This window comes from Kribbella ginsengisoli, assembly GCF_039537185.1.
GTDB lineage: Bacteria > Actinomycetota > Actinomycetes > Propionibacteriales > Kribbellaceae > Kribbella > Kribbella koreensis.
Genome location: NZ_BAABAA010000010.1, coordinates 149,219 through 168,342, shown reverse-complemented (window position 1 = coordinate 168,342; position 19,124 = coordinate 149,219). Strand labels below are relative to the sequence as shown.

Genomic DNA, 19,124 nt, shown 5'->3' with positions numbered 1-19,124 from the left:
TATGGTCAGAGGGACTTGAGGTACGCCACTCCGCGCGGCGACAGCTCGTAGCCGGTTTCGAGGCTGTAGGTGAGGCCTAGGTTTTTGAGTTTGCGGACGTCTAGTTTGAAGGACGCGGTGTCTCGGCCCAGGTCCGTGGCGAGGTCGCCGGCTCGGACGGTGGGCTTTTCCTGGATCTTTTGGAGTACTGCGGTGGTCCAGGCGCCGTGGCGGCTCAGGGAGTCGAGCTGGGCCAGGCGGGTGCGGATGTCGTCCAGGTCTTCGGGGGTCAGGTCCGCGGTGGCGGCCAGTTCTTCGCGGGGGTCCGGGCCTTCGACCAGGTGGAACTTGATGAGGAAGGTGGGCCAGTCCTCGTTGCCGCGGAGGCGGCGGCGGACGTCTCGGGCGTTTTGCCGGTCGGCGGCGAAGATGTCGTCGTCGTAGTCGGAGATCAGGTCGGGGTTGACCTGGCGGACGGAGTCGATCTCGATCCGGCCGGCGTTGGTGCGGTAGATCCGGCCCTCGACCACGCGGGGCTCGGCCCAGCGGCGGTAGGCGGCGGTGATCTTGCCGGCTTCCACGCCGTCACGGTCTGATCCTGCGAACAACATGTCAGGCCTCCAGTGCTTTCGCCACGATCGGGGCGAGCTCGCGCAGCGCCTTGCCACGATGGCTGATCGCGTCCTTCTCCTCGATCGACAGCTCGGCCGTCGTCCGGTCGTACCCCTCGGCGGCGAACAGCACGTCGTAGCCGAAGCCGCCGGTGCCGCGCAGCTCGCGGATGACCGAGCCGGGCATCTCGCCGCGGACGACCACGTCCTCGGCGCCTTCCCGCACGAACGCGACGGCCGCCACGAAGGAGGCACCTCGCCGCTCGTCCGGTACGTCTTCCAGCTGGCCGAGCAGCAGGATGTTGTTGGCGTGGTTATCCTTGGCCGGGCCCGACCAGCGCGCGGACAGTACGCCGGGCATGCCGTTCAGCGCGTCGACGCAGATGCCGCTGTCGTCCGCGATCGACGGCAACCCGGTCGCGGCCAGCGCGGCGCGGGCCTTCAGCAGCGCGTTGCCCTCGAAGGTCGGCTCGGTCTCGGCCGGCTCCTCGTACGCCGGTACGTCGCCGAGCCCGAGCACCTCGATGCCGGGGACGATCGGCGCGAGGATGCGCTGGAGCTCGGCGAGCTTCTTCTTGTTGTTCGAGGCGAGGAGCACCTTGGTCACGCCAGCGCCTCCAACTGCAGCTTGGTGAGCTCGGCGCAGCCCGTCGTACCGAGGTCGAGCAGGCTGTTCAGCTCGTCGCGGTCGAAGGGCGCGCCCTCGGCCGTGCCCTGCACCTCGATGAACTTGCCGTCGCCGGTGAGCACCAGGTTCATGTCGGTCTCGGCCCGGACGTCTTCTTCGTAGCAGAGGTCGAGCATCGGGGCGCCGTCGATGATGCCGACCGAGACGGCGGAGACCGAGCCGGTCAGCGGCTCGCCCTTGAGCGCCTTGCGGTCGCGCAGGAAGGAGACGGCGTCGGCCAGGGCGACATAGGCGCCGGTGATGGCGGCCGTACGGGTACCTCCGTCGGCCTGCAGGACGTCGCAGTCGAGCAGGATGGTGTTCTCGCCGAGGGCCTTGTAGTCGATCACGGCGCGCAGCGAGCGGCCGATCAGCCGGGAGATCTCGTGGGTGCGGCCGCCGATCCGGCCCTTCACGGACTCGCGGTCGGAGCGCGTGTTCGTCGAGCGCGGGAGCATCGCGTACTCCGCGCTCACCCAACCGAGGCCGGACCCCTTGCGCCAGCGCGGCACGCCTTCGGTCACGCTGGCCGCGCAGAGCACGCGGGTCCGGCCGAACTCCACCAGCACCGACCCCTCGGCATGGTCGAGCCACTTCCGCGTCAGGGTCACCGGCCGGAGCTGATCAGGAGTACGTCCATCGATACGAGCCATGGACGAAACCCTATGCCCGAACCTGCTGCACCTCCGCATCGAGAGAAGAAGCAGCCGTCGCCGCGCTGCGCGCGGCGACGGCGGAGTGAGAGAAGGCAGCCGCCGAGGCGGGTTCCGGGAAGGCGGGGGTGGTGCTGGGAGGGAACACGGGGGTGGTGCCGGGCGGGAAGGCGGGAGGCATGGGGGTGCGAGGGGGTGGGCGTAGTTGGGTGAGGGCCATGCGGGCGGCCCAGGGGGTGAGGTCGCCGGCTCGGCGGCCTAGCCAGGGGACGCCTTCGCGGAGGAGCCAGAGGGTGTCTGCCCACTTGGAGGGGGTGTCGCCGGCGCAGTCCAGGGCGGGAGGTACTGCGATCGGCAGGCCCTGGCGGTGGAGTTCGTCGGCGAAGGCCCGGGCCAGCCGGCGGTGGCCGCGTTCACCCGGGTGGAGACGGTCGACGCTCCAGAAGTCGCGCCGGTACACCTCGGGGTAGTCGGCCATGTCGATCCGGATCCCACCGAAGCGCAGGTACAACTCGTCGTACACGGAGTTGACCTGCTCGATCCGGTTCCACAGTGGCCGACGCAACCATGCCGGTAGGCCGAACACCTGGCCGTGGTCGTGGAAACGCACGGTCAGCAGCGTCGCGCCGCGCCCGGTCAGCTGCTCCGCGCAGTACTGCAGACACTCGCGGATCTGGCCGACGTCGAAGGTCGACCGCATGGTGTCGTTCACGCCGACGATCAGGGAGGCGAGGTCGATCGGGCCCGAGCCCGTCGACGGGAGTTGGTCGGTCGCGACCTTCGGCGCGGTGGCGCCGCTGGTCGCGAAGTTGGAGAACGTCACACGGTGGGAGCTGCCCAGGGAGTCGGCGAGCAGCGAGGCCCAGCCCCGCCACCCCTCCCCAGGGCGAGCACCGGCACCGGCCAGGTCGGTCGTGCTGCCGTTCATCGGGTCCCCGACACCAACGGTGGTCGAGTCGCCGAGTGCCACATAGTGGAGGGTCACATTCCGTCATGGTGACGGGGCTGTCCGATGTCTGCGCAGACCTGAGATGACCGCTTGGTTGACACCTCGGAATCTCACGGGTGTTGAAGATCGGAACTGTTCAGACATAGGGTTTAGCAATCATCTATGTGCAGGAGTCGCTCGCATGAGTACAGAAGACCTCCGGTTCGGCGTGGTGGGGCTCGGCGCCCGGAGCCGCCTGGCCAAGCATGCCCATTCCCCGGGTGAGGGTTCCCGGATCGTCGCCGTCTGCGATCCCGTCGAGGCGCAGCAGCAGGCCGCGCTCGCGGAGTACCCGGACGCCCAGGCGTACGCCGACCACACCGACCTGCTCGACCTGAAGCTGGACGGCGTGTTCCTGACCACGCCCGACGACCTGCACGAGGACCCGGCGATCGACTTCCTCCGGGCCGGCGTCGCCGTCTTCGTCGAGAAGCCGCTGGCCATCACCACCTCTGGCTGCGACCGGGTGCTGCAAGCGGCGTACGAGACCGGCACCCGGCTGTACGTCGGGCACAACATGCGCCACATGCCCGTCGTCCTGACGATGCGCGAGCTGATCCAGCAGGGCGCGATCGGTGAGGTCAAGGCGATCTGGTGCCGGCACTTCGTCGGCCACGGCGGCGACTTCTACTTCAAGGACTGGCACGCGGACCGCAGGCGCAGTACCAGCCTGCTGCTGCAGAAGGGTGCCCACGACATCGACGTGATGCACTGGCTGGCCGGCGGGTACACCGTCCGGGCCAACGCGCTCGGCGGCCTCACCTTGTACGGCGGGATCGCGGACCGCCAGGACCGTTCCGGGCAACGGTTCTCGGAGTTCGTCTCCGAGGACAACTGGCCGCCGCTGTCGCAGACCGGGATGGCGCCGGTGATGGACGTCGAGGACCTGTCGATGGCGAATCTCCAACTGGACAACGGCGTACTGATGTCCTACGAGCAGTGCCACTACACGCCGGACTACTGGCGCAACTACACCGTGATCGGCACGGCGGGCCGGCTGGAGAACTTCGGCGACGGCCCCGGCGACGTCGTCAAGGTGTGGAACAGCAGGCGTTCCGGCTATCGCGCCGACGCCGACATCGTGGTCGAGATCCCCGATGCGGAAGGCGGTCACGCGGGTGCCGATCCGCGCCTGGTGGCGGAGTTCGTCCGCTTCGTCCGCGAGGGCGGGGCGACGCTGACCTCCCCCGTCGCCGCCCGCGCGGCGGTCGCAGCCGGCTATGCGGCCACCACTTCCCTGCGTACGAACGGCACCCCGATCGACGTCCCGCCGCTGGACCAGGCCCTGATCGAGTACTTCGACCGCGGCCAGACCCGCTAGCTGTCCAGAAACTCCTGCAGTACTTGACGAAGCTCAGCCGGCCGCTCGCGCCACAGCGAGTGGCCGGCCCCTTCGATCAAGCGGAACTCATGGTTCGGGATGTGCTTCGCAAGCGCCTGTACTGCGCTCGCCGGCCGCGGGTCACCCGTGCCGTGAACCAGCCAGACCGGCATCGTCAGCCCGGCCACGCGAGCGGCCAGCTCATCGTCAGGCCAGGAGTTCACCTCGCCGGCGAGTGCCCGATTGGCCGCCCAGTTGATCGGATACGGCACCGCCGCATCTTCCAGCGCCCACTGCCAGGCGCGCTCGCGATCGGCGTGATCGGTGAACCAGGACAACGCCCGGAACTCCGTCTCCTCCGCCGGTGTCCGGCCCGGCCGGAAGGACTCCAGGCGCTCCAGTTGCTCAGCCGTCATCCGCTGGTCGCGCACTTCGAAGTACGGCGTGTGCCAGTCCCCGATGCCGACACCGCTGAAGTGGCCGACCTTGGCCACGTGCTGCGGGTAGGCCGCCGCGTACGTCAGCGCGAGCTTCGCGCCGAACGAGTGGCCGAGGACAACGATCCGCTCGTGTCCCCAGTGCTCACGCAATTCCTCGATGTCGTCCTGAAGCCGTTGCATGGTTTGGTTTTCGGACGGATCCGAGCCACCGCACCCACGCTGGTCGAAACGGTGAACGACGGTCAGGTCGTCGAGCATCGCGGCCACCGGCTCGAGGTAGTCCCACAGGCCGGGGCCGCCATGCAGCAGCACGACGGGCGGTGAGGCAGTCGTCGTGCCGGTGGTCCAGGTGCGCAGACGGGTGCCGTCAGACAGGGTGACGAACTCCATCAGATGTCGAAAATGGCGTTCGGGGTGGCGACCAGGACTTCTCCCGGGTAGGTGCGGCGGGCCCCTATCCCCTGGGTTTCGCGGTCGAACCAGGGCGGGACGTGGGTGATGACGAGGCGTTTGACCCCGGCTTTCTTGGCGTGTTCGCCCGCGTCGGCAGGCGTGAGGTGCAGGTCGGGCGGGTTGTTCGGATCGTCGTCGCGCAGCGCGGCCTCGCTCAGCAGCAGGTCGGCGCCACGGGCCAGCTCGATCAGCGCCTCGTTCGGGCCGGTGTCGCCGGTGTAGACCAGGGACTTGTTGCCGTGCTCAACGCGGATCGCGTACGCCGGTACCGGGTGCACCATCGCTGTGGTGCGGACCGTGAAGGGGCCGATCTGCTGGATCTCCTGCCAGGTATGGAACTCCAGCTCCTCTTCCATCCCCGGATCGAGGGGCAGGTCGTAGGCAAGCGCCATCCGCTCGGACGCGCCGGGCGGGCCGTAGACGGGGATCCTGGGCAGCGGCGAGGACGGCGAGTACTTCGCCGCGACGTACAGGCCGCACAGATCCATGCAATGGTCGGGATGGAGGTGGGACAAGGCGATCGCGCCGATCTCCGGCACGGACAGGTGGCGTTGCAGCGCGCCGAGCGCGCCGCTGCCGAGATCGAGAATGAGGTTGAATCCGTCGGCGGTGACCAGATAGCTCGAAGCAGGCGAGTCCGGCCCGGGGACGGACCCGGAGCAGCCGAGCACAATGAGCTTCATATCTTGAACATTACCGGCGGGTTGCCGACTTCGCAGAGCGACCAGAGCGTCGCCGAGGGCAACCAAATCGCGCGGGCATCGTCAGCGGACCCAGGCGAACTGGTCCACGCCGGAGATCACCGGGCCGAGGAAGCGCGAGCCGATCGCGGCGAACTCGTCCGGGCTGCCGGTGGTGACGAACCGGTGCCGGGGCGCGGGCAGGTCGTCGGCACGCAGCAGTCCTTGCTTGGTCAGTACGCCGTAGACGTCCTTGGCGCACTCCTCCGCACTGCTGACGAGGGACACGTTGTCACCCATCACGTACGAGATGACGCCGGTCAGCAACGGGTAGTGGGTGCAGCCGAGGATGAGCGTGTCGACGCCGGCCTCGACCAGCGGGTCGAGGTATTCGTGGGCGGCCGCGAGCAGCTCCGGCCCGGAGGTGACCCCGGCCTCGACGAACTCGACGAAGCTCGGGCAGGCCTGCGTCATCAGCTGCACCTGCGGCGCGGCCGCGAAAGCGTCCTCGTACGCAAGGGAAGTTGCCGTTGCCTGCGTGCAGATCACGCCCACCCGCTGGCTTCTCGTTGCCGCGACGGCGCGTCTCGCCGCGGGGAGGATCACCTCGACGACCGGTACGTCGTACCGCTCGCGGGCGTCCCTGAGCATCGCGGCGCTGGCCGAGTTGCAGGCGATCACGAGCATCTTCACGCCGGCCTCGACCAGGTGGTCCAGGCATTCCAGCGCGTACTCGCGGACCTCGGCGATCGGCTTCGGGCCGTACGGCTGACGTGCGGTGTCACCCAGGTACAGGATCGGTTCGTGCGGCAACTGATCGAGCACCGACCTGGTCACCGTGAGCCCGCCGAAGCCTGAGTCGAAGATGCCGATCGGTGCGTCTGCCACGTTCCGAACCTTAGCTCGCGCGGGCCGGAATGCCGTTACCGGGCAGAGCTGAAGTAAGCCTTACCTAGCTTCGCAGGACGACACGCCGGAGTTATCCACATCTTTACTCTCAGGAATTGCAAACTGACGTGACCCAGGCCACTCTTAGCGGATGTGTTTCCAACCGCCCCCAGCGATGCCATGAACCTGGTGGTCCAGATCGCGGTGGCTTACACCACCACCGGTGCACCGAATCCGCACCCCAGCAACGCCGCGGTGGCAGGCTCTGCCGCCGGTCCGGCTGTGGAGACGAGCACGTCCAGCACCAGCGCCAGCGCCGACGTGGCGTCGGCGATCGGCCCGACGGGCTTCCTGCTGCTGATCGCGCTCGCCGCCTTCGCCCTGTACCTCGTCTCGCTGTCCCTGCACCCGAACGCGAAATGCAATCGCTGCAAGGGCGCAGGCCGGCACAAGGGGTACTTCTTCAGCTACGCCCAACGTCCCTGCAGCAGCTGCAAGGGTCGCGGCGTCCATCCCCGACTAGGCCGCAAGGTGCTTTTCAAGTCGTCGACGTAGGAACCGGCGCACACCGCCCGCCCGCGGTGAGCCGCTCCGGCCACTAGGCCCAGAGCTGGCCTTCGAGCCGGTCCTCGGCCTCGTCGATGGTGCCTTCGTAGGCGCCGGTCGACAGGTACTTCCAGCCGCCGTCGGCGACGACGAAGGCGATGTCGGCCTTCTCGCCTGCCTGGACGCATTTCGCGGCCTGGCCGAGCGCGGCATGCAGGATGGCGCCGGTGGAGATGCCGGCGAAGATGCCCTCGTTGTCGAGCAGTTCGCGGACCCGGCGGACGGCGTCGCGCGGGCCGACCGAGAAGCGGGCGTCGATCAGCGACGCGTCGTACAGCTCGGGGACGAAGCCCTCGTCGAGGTTTCGCAGGCCGTAGACCAGTTCGCCGTACCGGGGCTCGGCGGCGACGATCCGTACTTCGGGCTTGTGCTCACGGAAGAACCGCCCGGCGCCCATCAGCGTGCCGGTCGTACCGAGCCCGGCGACGAAATGCGTCACCGACGGAAGGTCGGCCAGGATCTCGCGCGCGGTGCCGTCGTAGTGCGCGGCCGCGTTCGACGGGTTGCCGTACTGATAGAGCATCACCCAGTCCGGGTGCTCCTCGGCCACCTGCTTGGCCACGCGGACCGCCTCGTTCGACCCGCCCGCGGCCGGCGAGGAGATGATCTCGACGCCCCACATCCGCAGGATCTGCCGGCGCTCCTCGGAGGTGTTCTCCGGCATCACGCAGACCATCCGGTACCCGCGCAGCTTGGCCGCCATCGCCAGCGAGATGCCGGTGTTGCCCGAGGTCGGCTCGAGGATCGTGTTGCCCGGCCGGAGCCGGCCGTCCTTCTCCGCGTCGAGCAGCATCCGCAGCGCCGCCCGGTCCTTGATCGAGCCGGTCGGGTTGTGGTCCTCCAGCTTGGCCCACAACCGGACGTCACCCGAGGGCGACAGCTTCGGCAGGCCGACCAGCGGCGTACCGCCGACCGAGTCGAGCAGGCTGTCGAAACGCACGATCAGCCGCCGGCGACCGCGGGCAGCACGACGACGACGTCGCCGTCCTTGACACCGGTGGACAGGCCGCCGGTGAAGCGCACGTCCTCGTCGTTCACGTAGACGTTGACGAACCGGCGCAGCTCCTCCGGCTCACCCTCCACGATCCGCTCCTTCAGGCCCGGGTGGGTGCCGTTCACGTTGTCGATGAACTCGGCCAGCGTGCTGCCGTCCCCGTTCACCGCCTTCTCGCCCCCGGTGTAGGTGCGCAGAATGGTCGGGACGCGAAGCTCGATCGCCATCTCAGTTGTCTCCTTGGTTGCTGTAGGCCGCGACGACCTTGACTTCTTCTTCGGTCACCGCGCCGTCGATGATCCGGTACGACCGGAACTCCACCGGCCCGTCGTACGAGGCCTCGTCCGCACCGTCGCGGGTGGAGACGAGCACGTAGTGCGCACCCGGCTCCTGGGCCAGGTTGATGTCCGTCCGGGACGGGTACGCCTCGGTGGCCGTGTGCGAGTGGTAGATCACGACCGGTTCCTCGTCGCGCTCGTCCATCTCCTTGTACAACCGGAACAGATCGCCGGAGTCGAACTCGTAGAACGTCGGCGACATGGCCGCGTTCAGCATCGGGATGAACCGGGCCGGCCGGTCGCTGCCGATCGGTCCGGCGACCACGCCGCACGCCTCGTCCGGGTGGTCGCGACGGGCATGCGCCACGATCTCGTCGTACGTGACCTGGTCGATGGTGAGCACCCCTCCACGATACGGAGCCCACCGACAGCCCCCTGACAACCCGGTTCTCCGTCCACATACTGGATGGTTCGGAGCGTAGTCACCTGCGAATAACGAGCGAGCATGACGGAAGCGGGGAGGATCTTCGCCGGACTCGGGTAGGAAATTGGTCCCGATCAGGGCCAATTTCCTACCCAACCTCCGGCCGGCTGAGGCGGAGCAGCAGGGTGGGTGCTACCAGCGGTCGTGGATCTGGGGGCGGATGAGTTCGTCGTAGACGGTTTGGACGACTTTGAGCTCGCCGGTGCTGAGCGGGGTGAGGGTGGCGGCGCCGATGTTGCCGGCCACCTGCTGGGGGTTGCGGGCGCCGGGGATGACGACCGAGACGCCGGGCTGGTCGAGGATCCAGCGGAGGGCGAACTGGGCCATGGTGGCACCCTCGGGGACGAGCGGGATGAGCCGCTTGACGGCCTCGAGGCCGGTGGCGAAGTCGACTCCGGAGAAGGTCTCGCCGACGTCGAACGCCTCGCCCTTGCGGTTGTAGTTGCGGTGGTCGTCGGCGCCGAAGGTGGTGTTCTCGTCGTACTTCCCCGAGAGCAGCCCGCTGGCGAGCGGCACCCGGGCGATGATCCCGACGCCGGCCCGCTCGGCGGCCGGCAACACCTCGTCGAGCGGCTTGAGCCGGAACGCGTTGAGGATGATCTGCACGGACGCGACATTCGGCCGGGCGATCGCGGTCAGCGCCTCTTCACACGTCTCCACACTCACCCCGTACGCCGAGATCCGCCCCTCCTGGACGAGGGTGTCGAGCGCGTCGAACACCGCGTCGGTCGAGTAGACGGCGGTCGGCGGACAGTGCAGTTGCACCAGGTCGATCGTGTCGACGCCCAGGTTCTCCCGCGACCGGTCGTTCCACGCCCGGAAGGCGTCCAGGTTGTAGTTCTCAGGCTTCTGCTCGACGCGGCGACCCATCTTGCTGGCGACGGTGAGCTCCGGGTGCTCCTTCAGCACCTGCCCCACCAGCCGCTCGCTGCGCCCGTCGCCATACACGTCCGCGGTGTCGATGAAGGTCACTCCACCCTCGACAGCCGCGTTGAGCACGTCGAGCGCGTCGCCCTCCTTCACATCACCCCAGTCGGCCCCCAACTGCCAGGCCCCCAGCCCAACCACACCAACCTGACGACCAGTACGCCCCAAAGTCCGCTTCTCCATAAACCCACCCTATGCGCCGCCGGGCTGCGCAGGCGGTGGGCGGCGGGATCCGCGCAGGTGATGGGGTCAGGCCTTCGTCAGGACGACCGTGAGTTCGTCGCCTTCGGTGATGGCGAGGGTGTCGGCGAGGGTTTCTGACATCAGCGTGTGGCGGTGCTCTTCGATGGCCTCGCGGGTCGGGGGGTCGGCTGTCAGGGTCAGGGTGATGTGGTCGGTGATGTTCAGGCCGGCGTCTCGGCGGGCCTGCTGGATGGTGCGGATGAGGTCTCGGGCCACGCCTTCACGGTGGAGTTCCGGGGTGACTTCCAGGTCGAGGAGGACGAAGCCGCCGTCGGTGAGCAGGCCTGCTGCCTGGTGGGTGGACTCGGCGCCGTCGGCCAGGACGGTTTCGAGGCTGTACTCGGCGGGCTCCAGGGTGATGCCTCCGGCAACTACTTCGCCTGACGGGGCGACCGACCAGTCGCCGGACTTCGACGCCTTGATGACGGCTTGGACGTCGCGGCCGAGGCGGGGGCCGGCGGCGCGGGCGTTGACGGTCAGCTTTTGGGAGACGGGGGCGTCGACCTCGTCCAGCTCGGCCAGGACGACCTGCTGGACGTTGACCTCGGCGCGGAGGATCGGCACCAGGTCCTCGAGGGACTTGGCGTCGGGAGTGGCGACGGTGAGGGTACGGAGGGGTTGGCGGCCCCGGATGCCTTCGGACTTGCGGAGGGCGGAGGCGGCTGAGCAGATCTCGCGGACTCGGTCCATCCGGGTGACGAGGTCGGGGTCGGAGGGGAGGTCGGACGCCAGCGGCCAGTCGGTGAGGTGGACGGAGCGGTCGCCGGTCAGGCCTCGCCAGATTTCTTCGGCGGTTAGTGGGAGGAGAGGGGCTACCACCCGGGTGACTACTTCCAGGGCCGTGTAGAGGGTGTTGAGGGCGTCTTGGAAGGTTGCCCCCTTGTCGTCCCAGAAGCGTTCTCGGGAGCGGCGGATGTACCAGTTGGTGAGGACTTCGAGGTAGCTGACCACCGACTCGCAGGCTGAGGCGATGTCGTAGCGGTCGAGTTGGTCGGTCACGTCGGCTACGAAGACGCGGAGGCGGGCCAGGAGGTACCGGTCGAGTTCGACCTGCGACGACACCGACCAGGTAGCGGTTGCCGAGGCCGCGTTGGCGTACAGACCGAAGAAGTACCAGGCGTTCCAGAGCGGGATCATCACCTGGCGGACGCCGTCGCGGATACCGGCCTCGGTGACGACCAGGTTGCCGCCGCGCAGGATCGGCGAGGACATGAGGAACCAGCGCATCGCGTCCGCGCCGTCGCGATCGAACACCTCCCGCACGTCGGGATAGTTCCGCAGCGACTTGCTCATCTTCTGCCCGTCGCTGCCCAGCACGATCCCGTGCGACAGGCACGACGAGAACGCCGGCCGATCGAAGAGCGCCGTCGCGAGGATGTGCATGGTGTAGAACCAGCCCCGCGTCTGCCCGATGTACTCGACGATGAAGTCGCCCGGGAAGTGGTGCTCGAACCAGTCCGTGTTCTCGAACGGGTAGTGCACCTGCGCGAAGCTCATCGATCCCGAGTCGAACCACACATCCAGGACGTCGGCCACCCGCCGCATGGTCGAGCGGCCGGTCGGGTCGTCCGGATTCGGCCGCGTGAGCTCGTCGACGTACGGGCGGTGCAGGTCCGGTACGGCGACGCCGAAGTCCCGCTCCAGCTCCTCGACCGACCCGTAGACATCGATCCGCGGATACGACGGATCGTCCGAGCGCCACACCGGGATCGGCGAACCCCAGAACCGGTTCCGGCTGATCGACCAGTCGCGCGCGTTCGACAGCCACTTGCCGAACTGCCCGTGCTTGACGTGCTCAGGCACCCAGGTGATCTGCTCGTTCAGCTCGACCATCCGGTCCCGGATCCGGGTCACCTCGACGAACCAGCTCGAGACCGCCTTGTAGATCAGCGGATTGCGGCACCGCCAGCAATGCGGATAGCTGTGCACATAGCTGTCCTCGCGAACCAGCGCGCCGGCCGCCTGCAGATCGCGGATGATCGGCCGGTTCGCATCGAAGACGTGCTGACCCACGTACGGCGGCACCACGGTGGTGAAATGCGCCCCGTCGTCGACGGTCAGCAGCGTCGGGATCCCCACCACATCACAGGCGAGCTGGTCCTCCTCGCCGTACGCCGGCGCCATGTGCACCACGCCGGTGCCGTTCTCCGTCGTCACGTGGTCGGCCGCGATCACCTGGAACGCGTTCCCGGTCCCCCAGCGAGAAACATCGGTGAAGAAGCCGAACAGCGGCGTGTACCGCAGCCCGATCAACTCCGACCCCTTCAACCGCCGCAGCACGTCACCGGACAGGCCGGCGACCCCGCCGTGCTCTTCCGCGTACGCCGGCAAACGCGCCTCAGCCAGGATCGTCGGCCGGCCCGAAGCGTCCTCGACCACCACGTAGTCGATGTCCGGAGCAACCGCCATCGCCAGGTTGCTCGGCAACGTCCACGGCGTCGTCGTCCAGGCCAGCAACCGCTCACCCGTCTCCAGCACCACCGCGACCGTCACCGACGGGTCCTGCCGCGGCTGGTAGACGTCGTCGTCCATCCGCAGCTCATGATTCGACAGCGGCGTTTCGTCGTTCCAGCAGTACGGCAGGACGCGGAGCCCCTCGTACACCAGGCCCTTGTCATACAGCGTCTTGAAGGCCCAGATCACCGACTCCATGTAGTCGCGATTGAGCGTCTTGTAATCGTTCCCGAAGTCCACCCAGCGCGCCTGCCGGGTGACATAGGCCTGCCAGTCATCGGTGTACTTCAGCACCGACGCCCGGCACGCCTCGTTGAACTTCTCGATCCCCAGCTCGAGGATCTCGGCCTTCGTCTTCAGCCCGAGCACCCGCTGAGCCTCCAACTCGGCCGGCAGCCCGTGCGTGTCCCACCCGAACCGCCGCTCGACCCGATGCCCGCGCATCGTCTGGTACCGCGGCACGACATCCTTCACGTACCCGGTCAGCAGATGCCCGTAATGCGGCAACCCGTTCGCAAACGGCGGCCCGTCGTAGAAAACGAACTCGTTCTCCCCGTCGATCCCGGCCGCGCGTTGCTCCACCGACGCAAGGAACGTCCCGTCCGTCTCCCAGTACTCGAGCACGTCACGCTCGAGCTGCGGAAACTCCGGGCTCGCGGTCAGTCGGGTCTTGCCGGCCTTGGGGTAGCTCATCGCCCGATCGTATGCGGGCCGGCCCGCACCGCGCTCGGCCTTTACCCAACGCTGTGGACAACCCTCAGCGGATGTTGTGCAGCAGCGCCGACTGGAGGTAGCCGAGCCAGTCGTAGAGGTCGTAGGTGAGGCGGCGGGGGTCGTCGTCGGGGAGTTTCTCCCAGACGCCGTAGTCGTCCTCTTCCTTGATGTCGAGGCGGGTGCCGATGGCGAGGCGGAGGTCGTTCAGGGCGCGGAGCCAGGCGAGTTGGGTGTCGCCCTCGAGGGTGATGCCGTCCTCGGGGGAGTTCTCCAGAGCGGTCAGCACCTGCTTGGCGTCGGAGACCTTGCTGTCGCGCAGGCCACGCTCGGTGAACCGGCGGAACTCGGCCGACGCCTGGTCGTCGGACTTGTACGCGTCCGGCAGCAGCCGTTGCAGTACGACGTCCTCCGGCGGCGAGGTCGGCCCGTCGTTGTCGAGCAGCGCGGCCAGCGGGTCGCTCGACTCGGCGGCGCGCGGCGGCATCCCGTCGTACAGGAGCTCGACCAGGTTGCGGAGCAGGTTCGCCAGGATGTCCGCCTCGTGGTCGGCGAAACTGACGATCACGGTCTTCTTGCGCTTGCGGAATCTCGTCACGACTTCTCACAGGTGGCCCACAGGCCGTACTGGTGCATGGCCTCGACGTCGCGTTCCATCGCCTCGCGGTTGCCGTTCGACACCACCGACTTGCCCTCTTCGTGGACCTGCATCATCAGCTTCTCCGCCTTGGCCTTGGAGTAGCCGAAATGGGTCTGAAAGACGAACGTGACGTAGTCCATCAGGTTGACCGGATCGTTCCAGACGATGGTCACCCACGGTGGACTCAACTCGATCGCCTCGTCGATCTCGGGGCTCGCGAGTTCACTCGGTGCGGTGGTCACTAGGCCATTCTCTCCATCATCGGTTCTCGCCGCGCAATAGGCTGCTCTTGTGAACGCTACGACAGCGCTGCTGACGGACCACTACGAGCTGACCATGCTGCAGGCCAGCCTGGCCGACGGCACGGCGCACCGCCGCTCGGTTTTCGAGCTGTTCGCCCGCCGCCTGCCCGACGGACGCCGGTACGGCGTGGTAGCGGGCGTGAACCGGCTCCTGGACGCGCTGGAGCGGTTCCGCTTCGACGAGCAGACGATCGCCTTCCTGGCCGACCGCGGCATCGTCGACCAGGCTACCCGGGACTGGCTGGCCGGCTACCGGTTCACCGGCGACATCTCCGGGTACGCCGACGGCGAAATCTTCTTCCCGGGCTCGCCGGTCCTGGTGGTGGAGTCGAGTTTCGCCGAGGCCGTGCTGCTGGAAACCGTCTTCCTGTCGATCCTGAACCACGACTCGGCGGTCGCCTCGGCCGCCTCCCGGATGACCTGGTGGGCCGGCGGCCGGCCCTGCATCGAGATGGGCTCGCGGCGGACCCACGAGGAGGCGGCGGTCGCCTCCGCGCTCGCGGCGTACATCGCGGGCTTCGCCACCACCTCGAATCTGGAGGCAGCCCGCCGCTTCGGCATCCCGAGCGCCGGGACCGCGGCCCACTCGTTCACCCTGCTGCACGACACCGAGCGGGAGGCGTTCGTCTCCCAGGTGGATGCCCTCGGCAAGGGAACGACGCTGCTCATCGACACCTACGACCTGACCGAAGCGGTCAAGACCGCGATCGAGGTGACCGGCACCGAGCTGGGCGCCGTACGGCTGGACTCCGGTGACCTGCCGTCGCTGGCAGGGCAGGTGCGGGAGCAGCTCGACGCGCTCGGCGCCACCAAGACCCGGGTGATCGTCACGAGCGACCTGGACGAGTACCAGATCGCCGCCCTCGCCCCAGCCGCTGTCGACGGGTACGGCGTCGGTACGTCGCTGGTGACCGGCAGCGGCTACCCGACCTGCGGGTTCGTCTACAAGTTGGTCGCCCGCGAGGACGCGGACGGCGCTATGAAGCCGGTGGCGAAGAAGAGCCCCGACAAGATCTCGATCGGCGGCCGCAAGTACGCCCTGCGCCGGAGAAGTGCTGCCGGGGTGGCCGAGGTCGAGCTGATCGGCGTCGGCGAGCCGCCGGTGGACGACGGCGACGACCGCGAGCTGCTCAAGCCGCTGGTCGAGGCGGGCAAGATCGTCGGCCGCACCACGCCGGCCGAGTCGCAGGCGCACCACCTCAAGGTCCGCGACGAGCTCCCCCGCAGCGCCAGCCAGCTCAGCCGCGGCGAGCCCGCCATCCCGACGGAGTACATCGGCGACCTCAAGGCCCGCAACCCGTTCGCTCCCCGGAGCAACATATGAGTACTACGGAAGCCAAGCCCCCACGCTGGGACCCGGAGGCGCCGGCCAGTGGCGGGGACATCCTGATCGCCCTGCGCTTCGCCGACCGCGCCGCCCGGAAGGCGATCGGCGAGGAACTGGCCGGCACTGGCGTCCATACCGGTCAGGAGATCGTGCTGGCCAAGCTGCTCCACCACGGCTCGCTACAGGTGGCTCAACTCGCCAAGGTCCTCGATGTCGAGGTCCCCACCGCCACCCGCACCACCCAGCGCATGGAGGCAGCCGGCCTGGTCCGCCGCCTCAAGAGCGACACGGACGCCCGCAAGGTGAGCATCGAGCTCACCGAGCACGGCACCGAGGTGGCCCACACCGTCGCCCGGCTCCACACCCAGGCAGGCGACCGGGCCCTCCAAGGCATCTCCCCCGAGGACCGCCGCCTCCTCCGCAACCTCCTCTGGACCATCGCCGGCAACATCGAGGACCTCCCGGGCTGAGCCCACCAATGGTGGGCTGGAACACCCAACGGGGACCTTGAACAGGTAATAACTTGTTCAAGGTCGCCGATGGGTGTTCAAGGTCGCCGCAACCGGCCTCAGCGACCGGCTCCCAGAGACTCGGCGTCGCCGGAGAGTTTTTGGGCGAGCCAGACCGGGACGATCGAGATGATGATCATCGCGGCGGCGATCACGTTGACGATCGGCGCCTGATTCGGCCGGAACAGGTTGTTGAAGATCCAGATCGGCAACGTCTGCTGCTGGGCGCCGGCCGTGAAGGTCGTCACGATGATCTCGTCGAAGGACAGCGCGAAGGCAAGCAACGCCCCCGCCAGCAAAGCGGATCGCAGCAACGGGAAGGTGACCAGCCGGAAGGTCGTGAACGCCGAGGCCCCGAGATCCGCCGAGGCCTGCTCCAGCTGTACGCCGGTACGCCGAAGCCGCGCGATCACGTTGTTGAACACGGTCACGATGCAGAACGTCGCATGCGCCACCACGATCGTCGCGAAGCCGAGCTGCCAGCCGAAGATCGTCCGGAACGCATTGTTCAAAGCGATCCCCGTGACGATCCCCGGCAACGCGATCGGCAGGATCACCAGCAACGACACCGCATCCCGCCCATAGAAACTGAACCGCTGCAGGGCAAACGCGATCATCGTGCCGAGCACCAGCGCGATCACGGTCGCGGCCAGACCGACCCGCACACTCACCCAGAGCGCATCCAGCGCACCCTGACTCTCCGCCGCCCGCTTCCACCATTCCAGCGTCAGATCCCGCGGCGGCCACGCAAAGGTCTTGTTCGCGTTGAACGAGTTGACCACCACGAGCATCAACGGCACATAGATGACGGCCAGGATCAGCGCGGTCAAGACCCGCAGCAGGAGCCGAGTAGGCCGGGAGAAGGTCATAGCGACTCCATCGCGCCAGTACGCCGTACAGCCGCCAGATACACCAACATGACCACCACCGGCACCGTCGCCACCGCCGCCGCGAAGGGCAGGTTGTTAGCTGCACCCACATTGTCGTAGACCACATTGCCCAGCAACTGATTCGTCCCACCGACGATCCGCACCGCGATGTAGTCCCCCAGCGTCAGCGAGAACGTGAAGATCGACCCCGCCACCACCGCCGGCACGATCACCGGCAACACGATCCGCCGCAGCGTCGTCGCCGTCTTGCCACCGAGATCAGCCGATGCCTCCAGCAACGAGTTCGGCAGCCGCTCCAACCCCGCGAAGATCGGCAGAATCATGTACGGCAGCCACAGATAAGCCAGCGTCACGATCGTCGCCGTCAACCCGTACCCAGGCGACGACAACCCGACGAGCCCGGCCAGCGACGACACCAGCCCGCCTTCGGAGAACATCCCGCGCCACGCATACGCCTTCACCAGATAGCTGGCCCACAACGGCATCAGCACCGCGACGAGCAGCACCCGCCGCAGTCCCGGCCGTGCCACCTTCGACATGTAGAGCGCGATCGGGAACGCCACCACCGCGTCGATCACGGTCACCAGCACGGCGACCGCGATCGTCCGCAGCGCGATCGTCCGGTACACCTCGACCGTGAACAACGTCCGGAAACTGTCCAGCGACCAGTCCCGCTCGACCAGCCCGGTGAAACTGTTCTGCGACCACAACGCGGTGACGAACAAGGCGGCGAGCGCGCCGAGGTAGGCGACGCCGAGCCACAACATCGGCGGCCCGAGCAACAACCCCAACCGCACCCGCGGGTGGCGGTACAGCACGTTGCCGCGCCGTACCGCCCCACGGGAAGACGCTGCGGTCAGCCCTTGATCTGAGTCCACGCCTGCGTCCACTTGCCGTAGTCGGTGCACTTGACGTCGGTGCGGCCGTCCAGGCACTGCTCGATCGGCGTGGTCCAGTACCAGATCTTCTCCGAGTACGCCGCGTCGCCGGCATGGAACGTCGCGCAGTGCTTCTTGTCCGCGGTCAGATCGCACGCCTTCCCGTTCGACGGCGACTCACCGAAGTACTCGGCGACCGCCGCGTTCGCCTCCGGGCTGATGATGTGATCCATCCACAGGTACCCGCAGTTCTTGTTCTTCGACGTCGCGCTGAGCATCCACGTGTCCGACCACCCGGTGACACCTTCCGAAGGCACCGCCACCTGAACCGGTACCTTCTCCCCGGTCGCCACGTTCGCGATCACCTGCCAGGTGGTACCGATCACCGAGTTGCCACTCGTGAACGCCTGCACCTCCTTCAGGTAGTCCGACCAGTACTCCGAGACCAGCGTCTTCTGCTGCTTGAGCAGATCGACGACCGCCTGCAGCTGCGTGTCGTCCAGCGCGTACGGGTTCTTGATCCCCAGATCCGGCTTCTTCGCCATCAGGTACATCGCGGCGTCGGCGATGTAGATCGGCGAGTCGTACGCCGTCACCTTGCCCTTGTACGGCGAATCGGCCTCGAACACCGCACTCCAGCTGGTCGGCGGCGTCGTCACCTTGTCGGTCCGCCACATCAGCAGGTTCGCGCCGTACCCGTGCGGGATGCCGTACATCTGCCCCTTGACCGAGTTCCACGGCCGGTCCTTCAGGAACGGGTAGACGTCCTTGTAGTTCGGCACCAGATCGGTGTTGACCGGCTCGACCTGACCACCGGCGATCAGCCGCAGCGACGCGTCGCCGGACGCCGACACCACGTCGTACTGGCCGGTCTTCATCAGGCTGACGGCCTCGTCGGAGGTGCCGAACGTCTTGACGGTCACCTGGCAGCCGGTCTTCTTCTCGAACGAGCTGACCCAGTCGACCTTGGGATCGTTCGAGCCGTCCTCCGCGTAGCCGGGCCAGGCGAGCACGCTCAGCTTGCCCTCGCCGGCGCCGAGCTTGTCCAGCTTCGGCAGGTTCGGCGCGGTGAAGCCGGCGTCGCTCTTGGTACCGCCGCCGGAGCTGTCGTCCGACGTACCGCAGGAGGCTGCCACCAACGTGAGGGCGCTGAGCCCCACGAGCAGAGTGAGTTTCTTCATCGAGGCTCCCGGATAGATGT

At 67.7% G+C, this 19,124-nt stretch carries 21 protein-coding genes; 4 read left to right on the top strand and 17 right to left on the bottom strand.

Annotated elements, in window-relative coordinates; all coding sequences use genetic code 11:
- Positions 1-5 precede the first annotated feature (5 nt).
- The 4 genes from ABD768_RS31225 to ABD768_RS31210 are packed head-to-tail and all read right to left on the bottom strand — an operon-like array spanning position 6 to position 2,895.
- Entirely contained in the window at positions 6-590 is a 585-nt protein-coding gene (locus ABD768_RS31225; protein WP_344846580.1) for a hypothetical protein, read from the bottom strand.
- A 1-nt stretch (position 591) separates the two neighbouring features.
- A complete protein-coding gene (gene rdgB, locus ABD768_RS31220) occupies positions 592-1,197 on the bottom strand; it encodes an RdgB/HAM1 family non-canonical purine NTP pyrophosphatase (RefSeq protein ID WP_343980573.1) in 606 nt (201 codons plus the stop codon).
- Entirely contained in the window at positions 1,194-1,910 is a 717-nt protein-coding gene (gene rph, locus ABD768_RS31215; RefSeq protein ID WP_343980570.1) for a ribonuclease PH, read from the bottom strand. The genes rdgB and rph overlap by 4 nt, the downstream gene beginning before the upstream one ends.
- A 10-nt stretch (positions 1,911-1,920) precedes the next feature.
- Positions 1,921-2,895: an SGNH/GDSL hydrolase family protein gene (locus ABD768_RS31210; protein WP_344846577.1), complete on the bottom strand. Its 975-nt coding sequence runs from the start codon at positions 2,893-2,895 to the stop codon at positions 1,921-1,923.
- Positions 2,896-3,040: 145 nt separating this feature from the next.
- Between ABD768_RS31210 and ABD768_RS31205 the strand changes: the two genes are divergently transcribed.
- Positions 3,041-4,219 (top strand): Gfo/Idh/MocA family protein, encoded by a 1,179-nt coding sequence (locus tag ABD768_RS31205; protein WP_344846575.1) that lies wholly within the window; start codon positions 3,041-3,043, stop codon positions 4,217-4,219.
- Here ABD768_RS31205 and ABD768_RS31200 read toward each other — a convergent pair.
- The 3 genes from ABD768_RS31200 to murI form a co-directional block, all read right to left on the bottom strand.
- On the bottom strand, positions 4,216-5,049 hold the full coding sequence (locus ABD768_RS31200; RefSeq protein ID WP_344846573.1) for an alpha/beta fold hydrolase: 834 nt from the start codon (positions 5,047-5,049) through the stop codon (positions 4,216-4,218). The genes ABD768_RS31205 and ABD768_RS31200 overlap by 4 nt on opposite strands.
- Positions 5,049-5,795 carry an MBL fold metallo-hydrolase gene (locus tag ABD768_RS31195; protein ID WP_343980558.1) on the bottom strand — a complete coding sequence of 249 codons (747 nt, stop codon included), beginning with the start codon at positions 5,793-5,795 and terminating at the stop codon, positions 5,049-5,051. The genes ABD768_RS31200 and ABD768_RS31195 overlap by 1 nt, the downstream gene beginning before the upstream one ends.
- Positions 5,796-5,876: 81 nt before the next feature.
- Positions 5,877-6,680, bottom strand: coding sequence for a glutamate racemase (murI, locus tag ABD768_RS31190; RefSeq protein WP_343980555.1), 804 nt, complete (start codon positions 6,678-6,680; stop codon positions 5,877-5,879).
- 180 nt (positions 6,681-6,860) lie between these two features.
- On the opposite strand from murI, the gene ABD768_RS31185 reads away from it, so the two are divergent.
- Positions 6,861-7,235 (top strand): hypothetical protein, encoded by a 375-nt coding sequence (locus ABD768_RS31185; protein ID WP_343980552.1) that lies wholly within the window; start codon positions 6,861-6,863, stop codon positions 7,233-7,235.
- A gap of 43 nt (positions 7,236-7,278) precedes the next feature.
- Here ABD768_RS31185 and ABD768_RS31180 read toward each other — a convergent pair whose 3' ends face one another.
- The 7 genes from ABD768_RS31180 to clpS all read right to left on the bottom strand — a co-directional run bounded on the left by ABD768_RS31180 (position 7,279) and on the right by clpS (position 14,259).
- On the bottom strand, positions 7,279-8,226 hold the full coding sequence (locus tag ABD768_RS31180) for a PLP-dependent cysteine synthase family protein (RefSeq protein WP_425552209.1): 948 nt from the start codon (positions 8,224-8,226) through the stop codon (positions 7,279-7,281).
- 2 nt (positions 8,227-8,228) lie between these two features.
- Complete coding sequence (locus ABD768_RS31175; RefSeq protein WP_343980549.1) at positions 8,229-8,507, bottom strand: MoaD/ThiS family protein; 279 nt, start codon at positions 8,505-8,507, stop codon at positions 8,229-8,231.
- A gap of 1 nt (position 8,508) precedes the next feature.
- Positions 8,509-8,961, bottom strand: coding sequence for a M67 family metallopeptidase (locus ABD768_RS31170; protein WP_344846570.1), 453 nt, complete (start codon positions 8,959-8,961; stop codon positions 8,509-8,511).
- 213 nt (positions 8,962-9,174) lie between these two features.
- Positions 9,175-10,152 (bottom strand): aldo/keto reductase, encoded by a 978-nt coding sequence (locus ABD768_RS31165; RefSeq protein ID WP_343980543.1) that lies wholly within the window; start codon positions 10,150-10,152, stop codon positions 9,175-9,177.
- 66 nt (positions 10,153-10,218) lie between these two features.
- A complete protein-coding gene (ileS, locus tag ABD768_RS31160; protein WP_344846568.1) occupies positions 10,219-13,359 on the bottom strand; it encodes an isoleucine--tRNA ligase in 3,141 nt (1,046 codons plus the stop codon).
- A gap of 64 nt (positions 13,360-13,423) precedes the next feature.
- A complete protein-coding gene (locus tag ABD768_RS31155; RefSeq protein WP_343980537.1) occupies positions 13,424-13,975 on the bottom strand; it encodes a DUF2017 domain-containing protein in 552 nt (183 codons plus the stop codon).
- Positions 13,972-14,259, bottom strand: coding sequence for an ATP-dependent Clp protease adapter ClpS (gene clpS, locus ABD768_RS31150; protein ID WP_343980534.1), 288 nt, complete (start codon positions 14,257-14,259; stop codon positions 13,972-13,974). The genes ABD768_RS31155 and clpS overlap by 4 nt, the downstream gene beginning before the upstream one ends.
- 94 nt (positions 14,260-14,353) lie before the next feature.
- On the opposite strand from clpS, the gene ABD768_RS31145 reads away from it, so the two are divergent.
- Together ABD768_RS31145 and ABD768_RS31140 are read left to right on the top strand one after the other, a co-directional pair.
- Positions 14,354-15,643, top strand: coding sequence for a nicotinate phosphoribosyltransferase (locus ABD768_RS31145; RefSeq protein ID WP_425558463.1), 1,290 nt, complete (start codon positions 14,354-14,356; stop codon positions 15,641-15,643).
- Positions 15,640-16,116, top strand: coding sequence for a MarR family winged helix-turn-helix transcriptional regulator (locus ABD768_RS31140; RefSeq protein ID WP_343980528.1), 477 nt, complete (start codon positions 15,640-15,642; stop codon positions 16,114-16,116). The genes ABD768_RS31145 and ABD768_RS31140 overlap by 4 nt, the downstream gene beginning before the upstream one ends.
- Before the next feature lie 98 nt (positions 16,117-16,214).
- Here ABD768_RS31140 and ABD768_RS31135 read toward each other — a convergent pair whose 3' ends face one another.
- From ABD768_RS31135 to ABD768_RS31125, 3 genes are read right to left on the bottom strand one after another with little or no spacing between them, the layout of a single operon-like run.
- Positions 16,215-17,024: an ABC transporter permease gene (locus ABD768_RS31135; RefSeq protein WP_344846563.1), complete on the bottom strand. Its 810-nt coding sequence runs from the start codon at positions 17,022-17,024 to the stop codon at positions 16,215-16,217.
- The gene (locus ABD768_RS31130) at positions 17,021-17,923 is read right to left on the bottom strand and encodes an ABC transporter permease (protein ID WP_343980522.1); all 903 of its coding nucleotides are present in this window, start codon (positions 17,921-17,923) and stop codon (positions 17,021-17,023) included. The genes ABD768_RS31135 and ABD768_RS31130 overlap by 4 nt, the downstream gene beginning before the upstream one ends.
- Positions 17,902-19,104, bottom strand: a complete 1,203-nt coding sequence (locus ABD768_RS31125; protein WP_343980520.1) for an ABC transporter substrate-binding protein — start codon at positions 19,102-19,104, stop codon at positions 17,902-17,904. Before ABD768_RS31125 ends, ABD768_RS31130 begins: the two co-directional genes overlap by 22 nt.
- Positions 19,105-19,124: the final 20 nt, after the last annotated feature.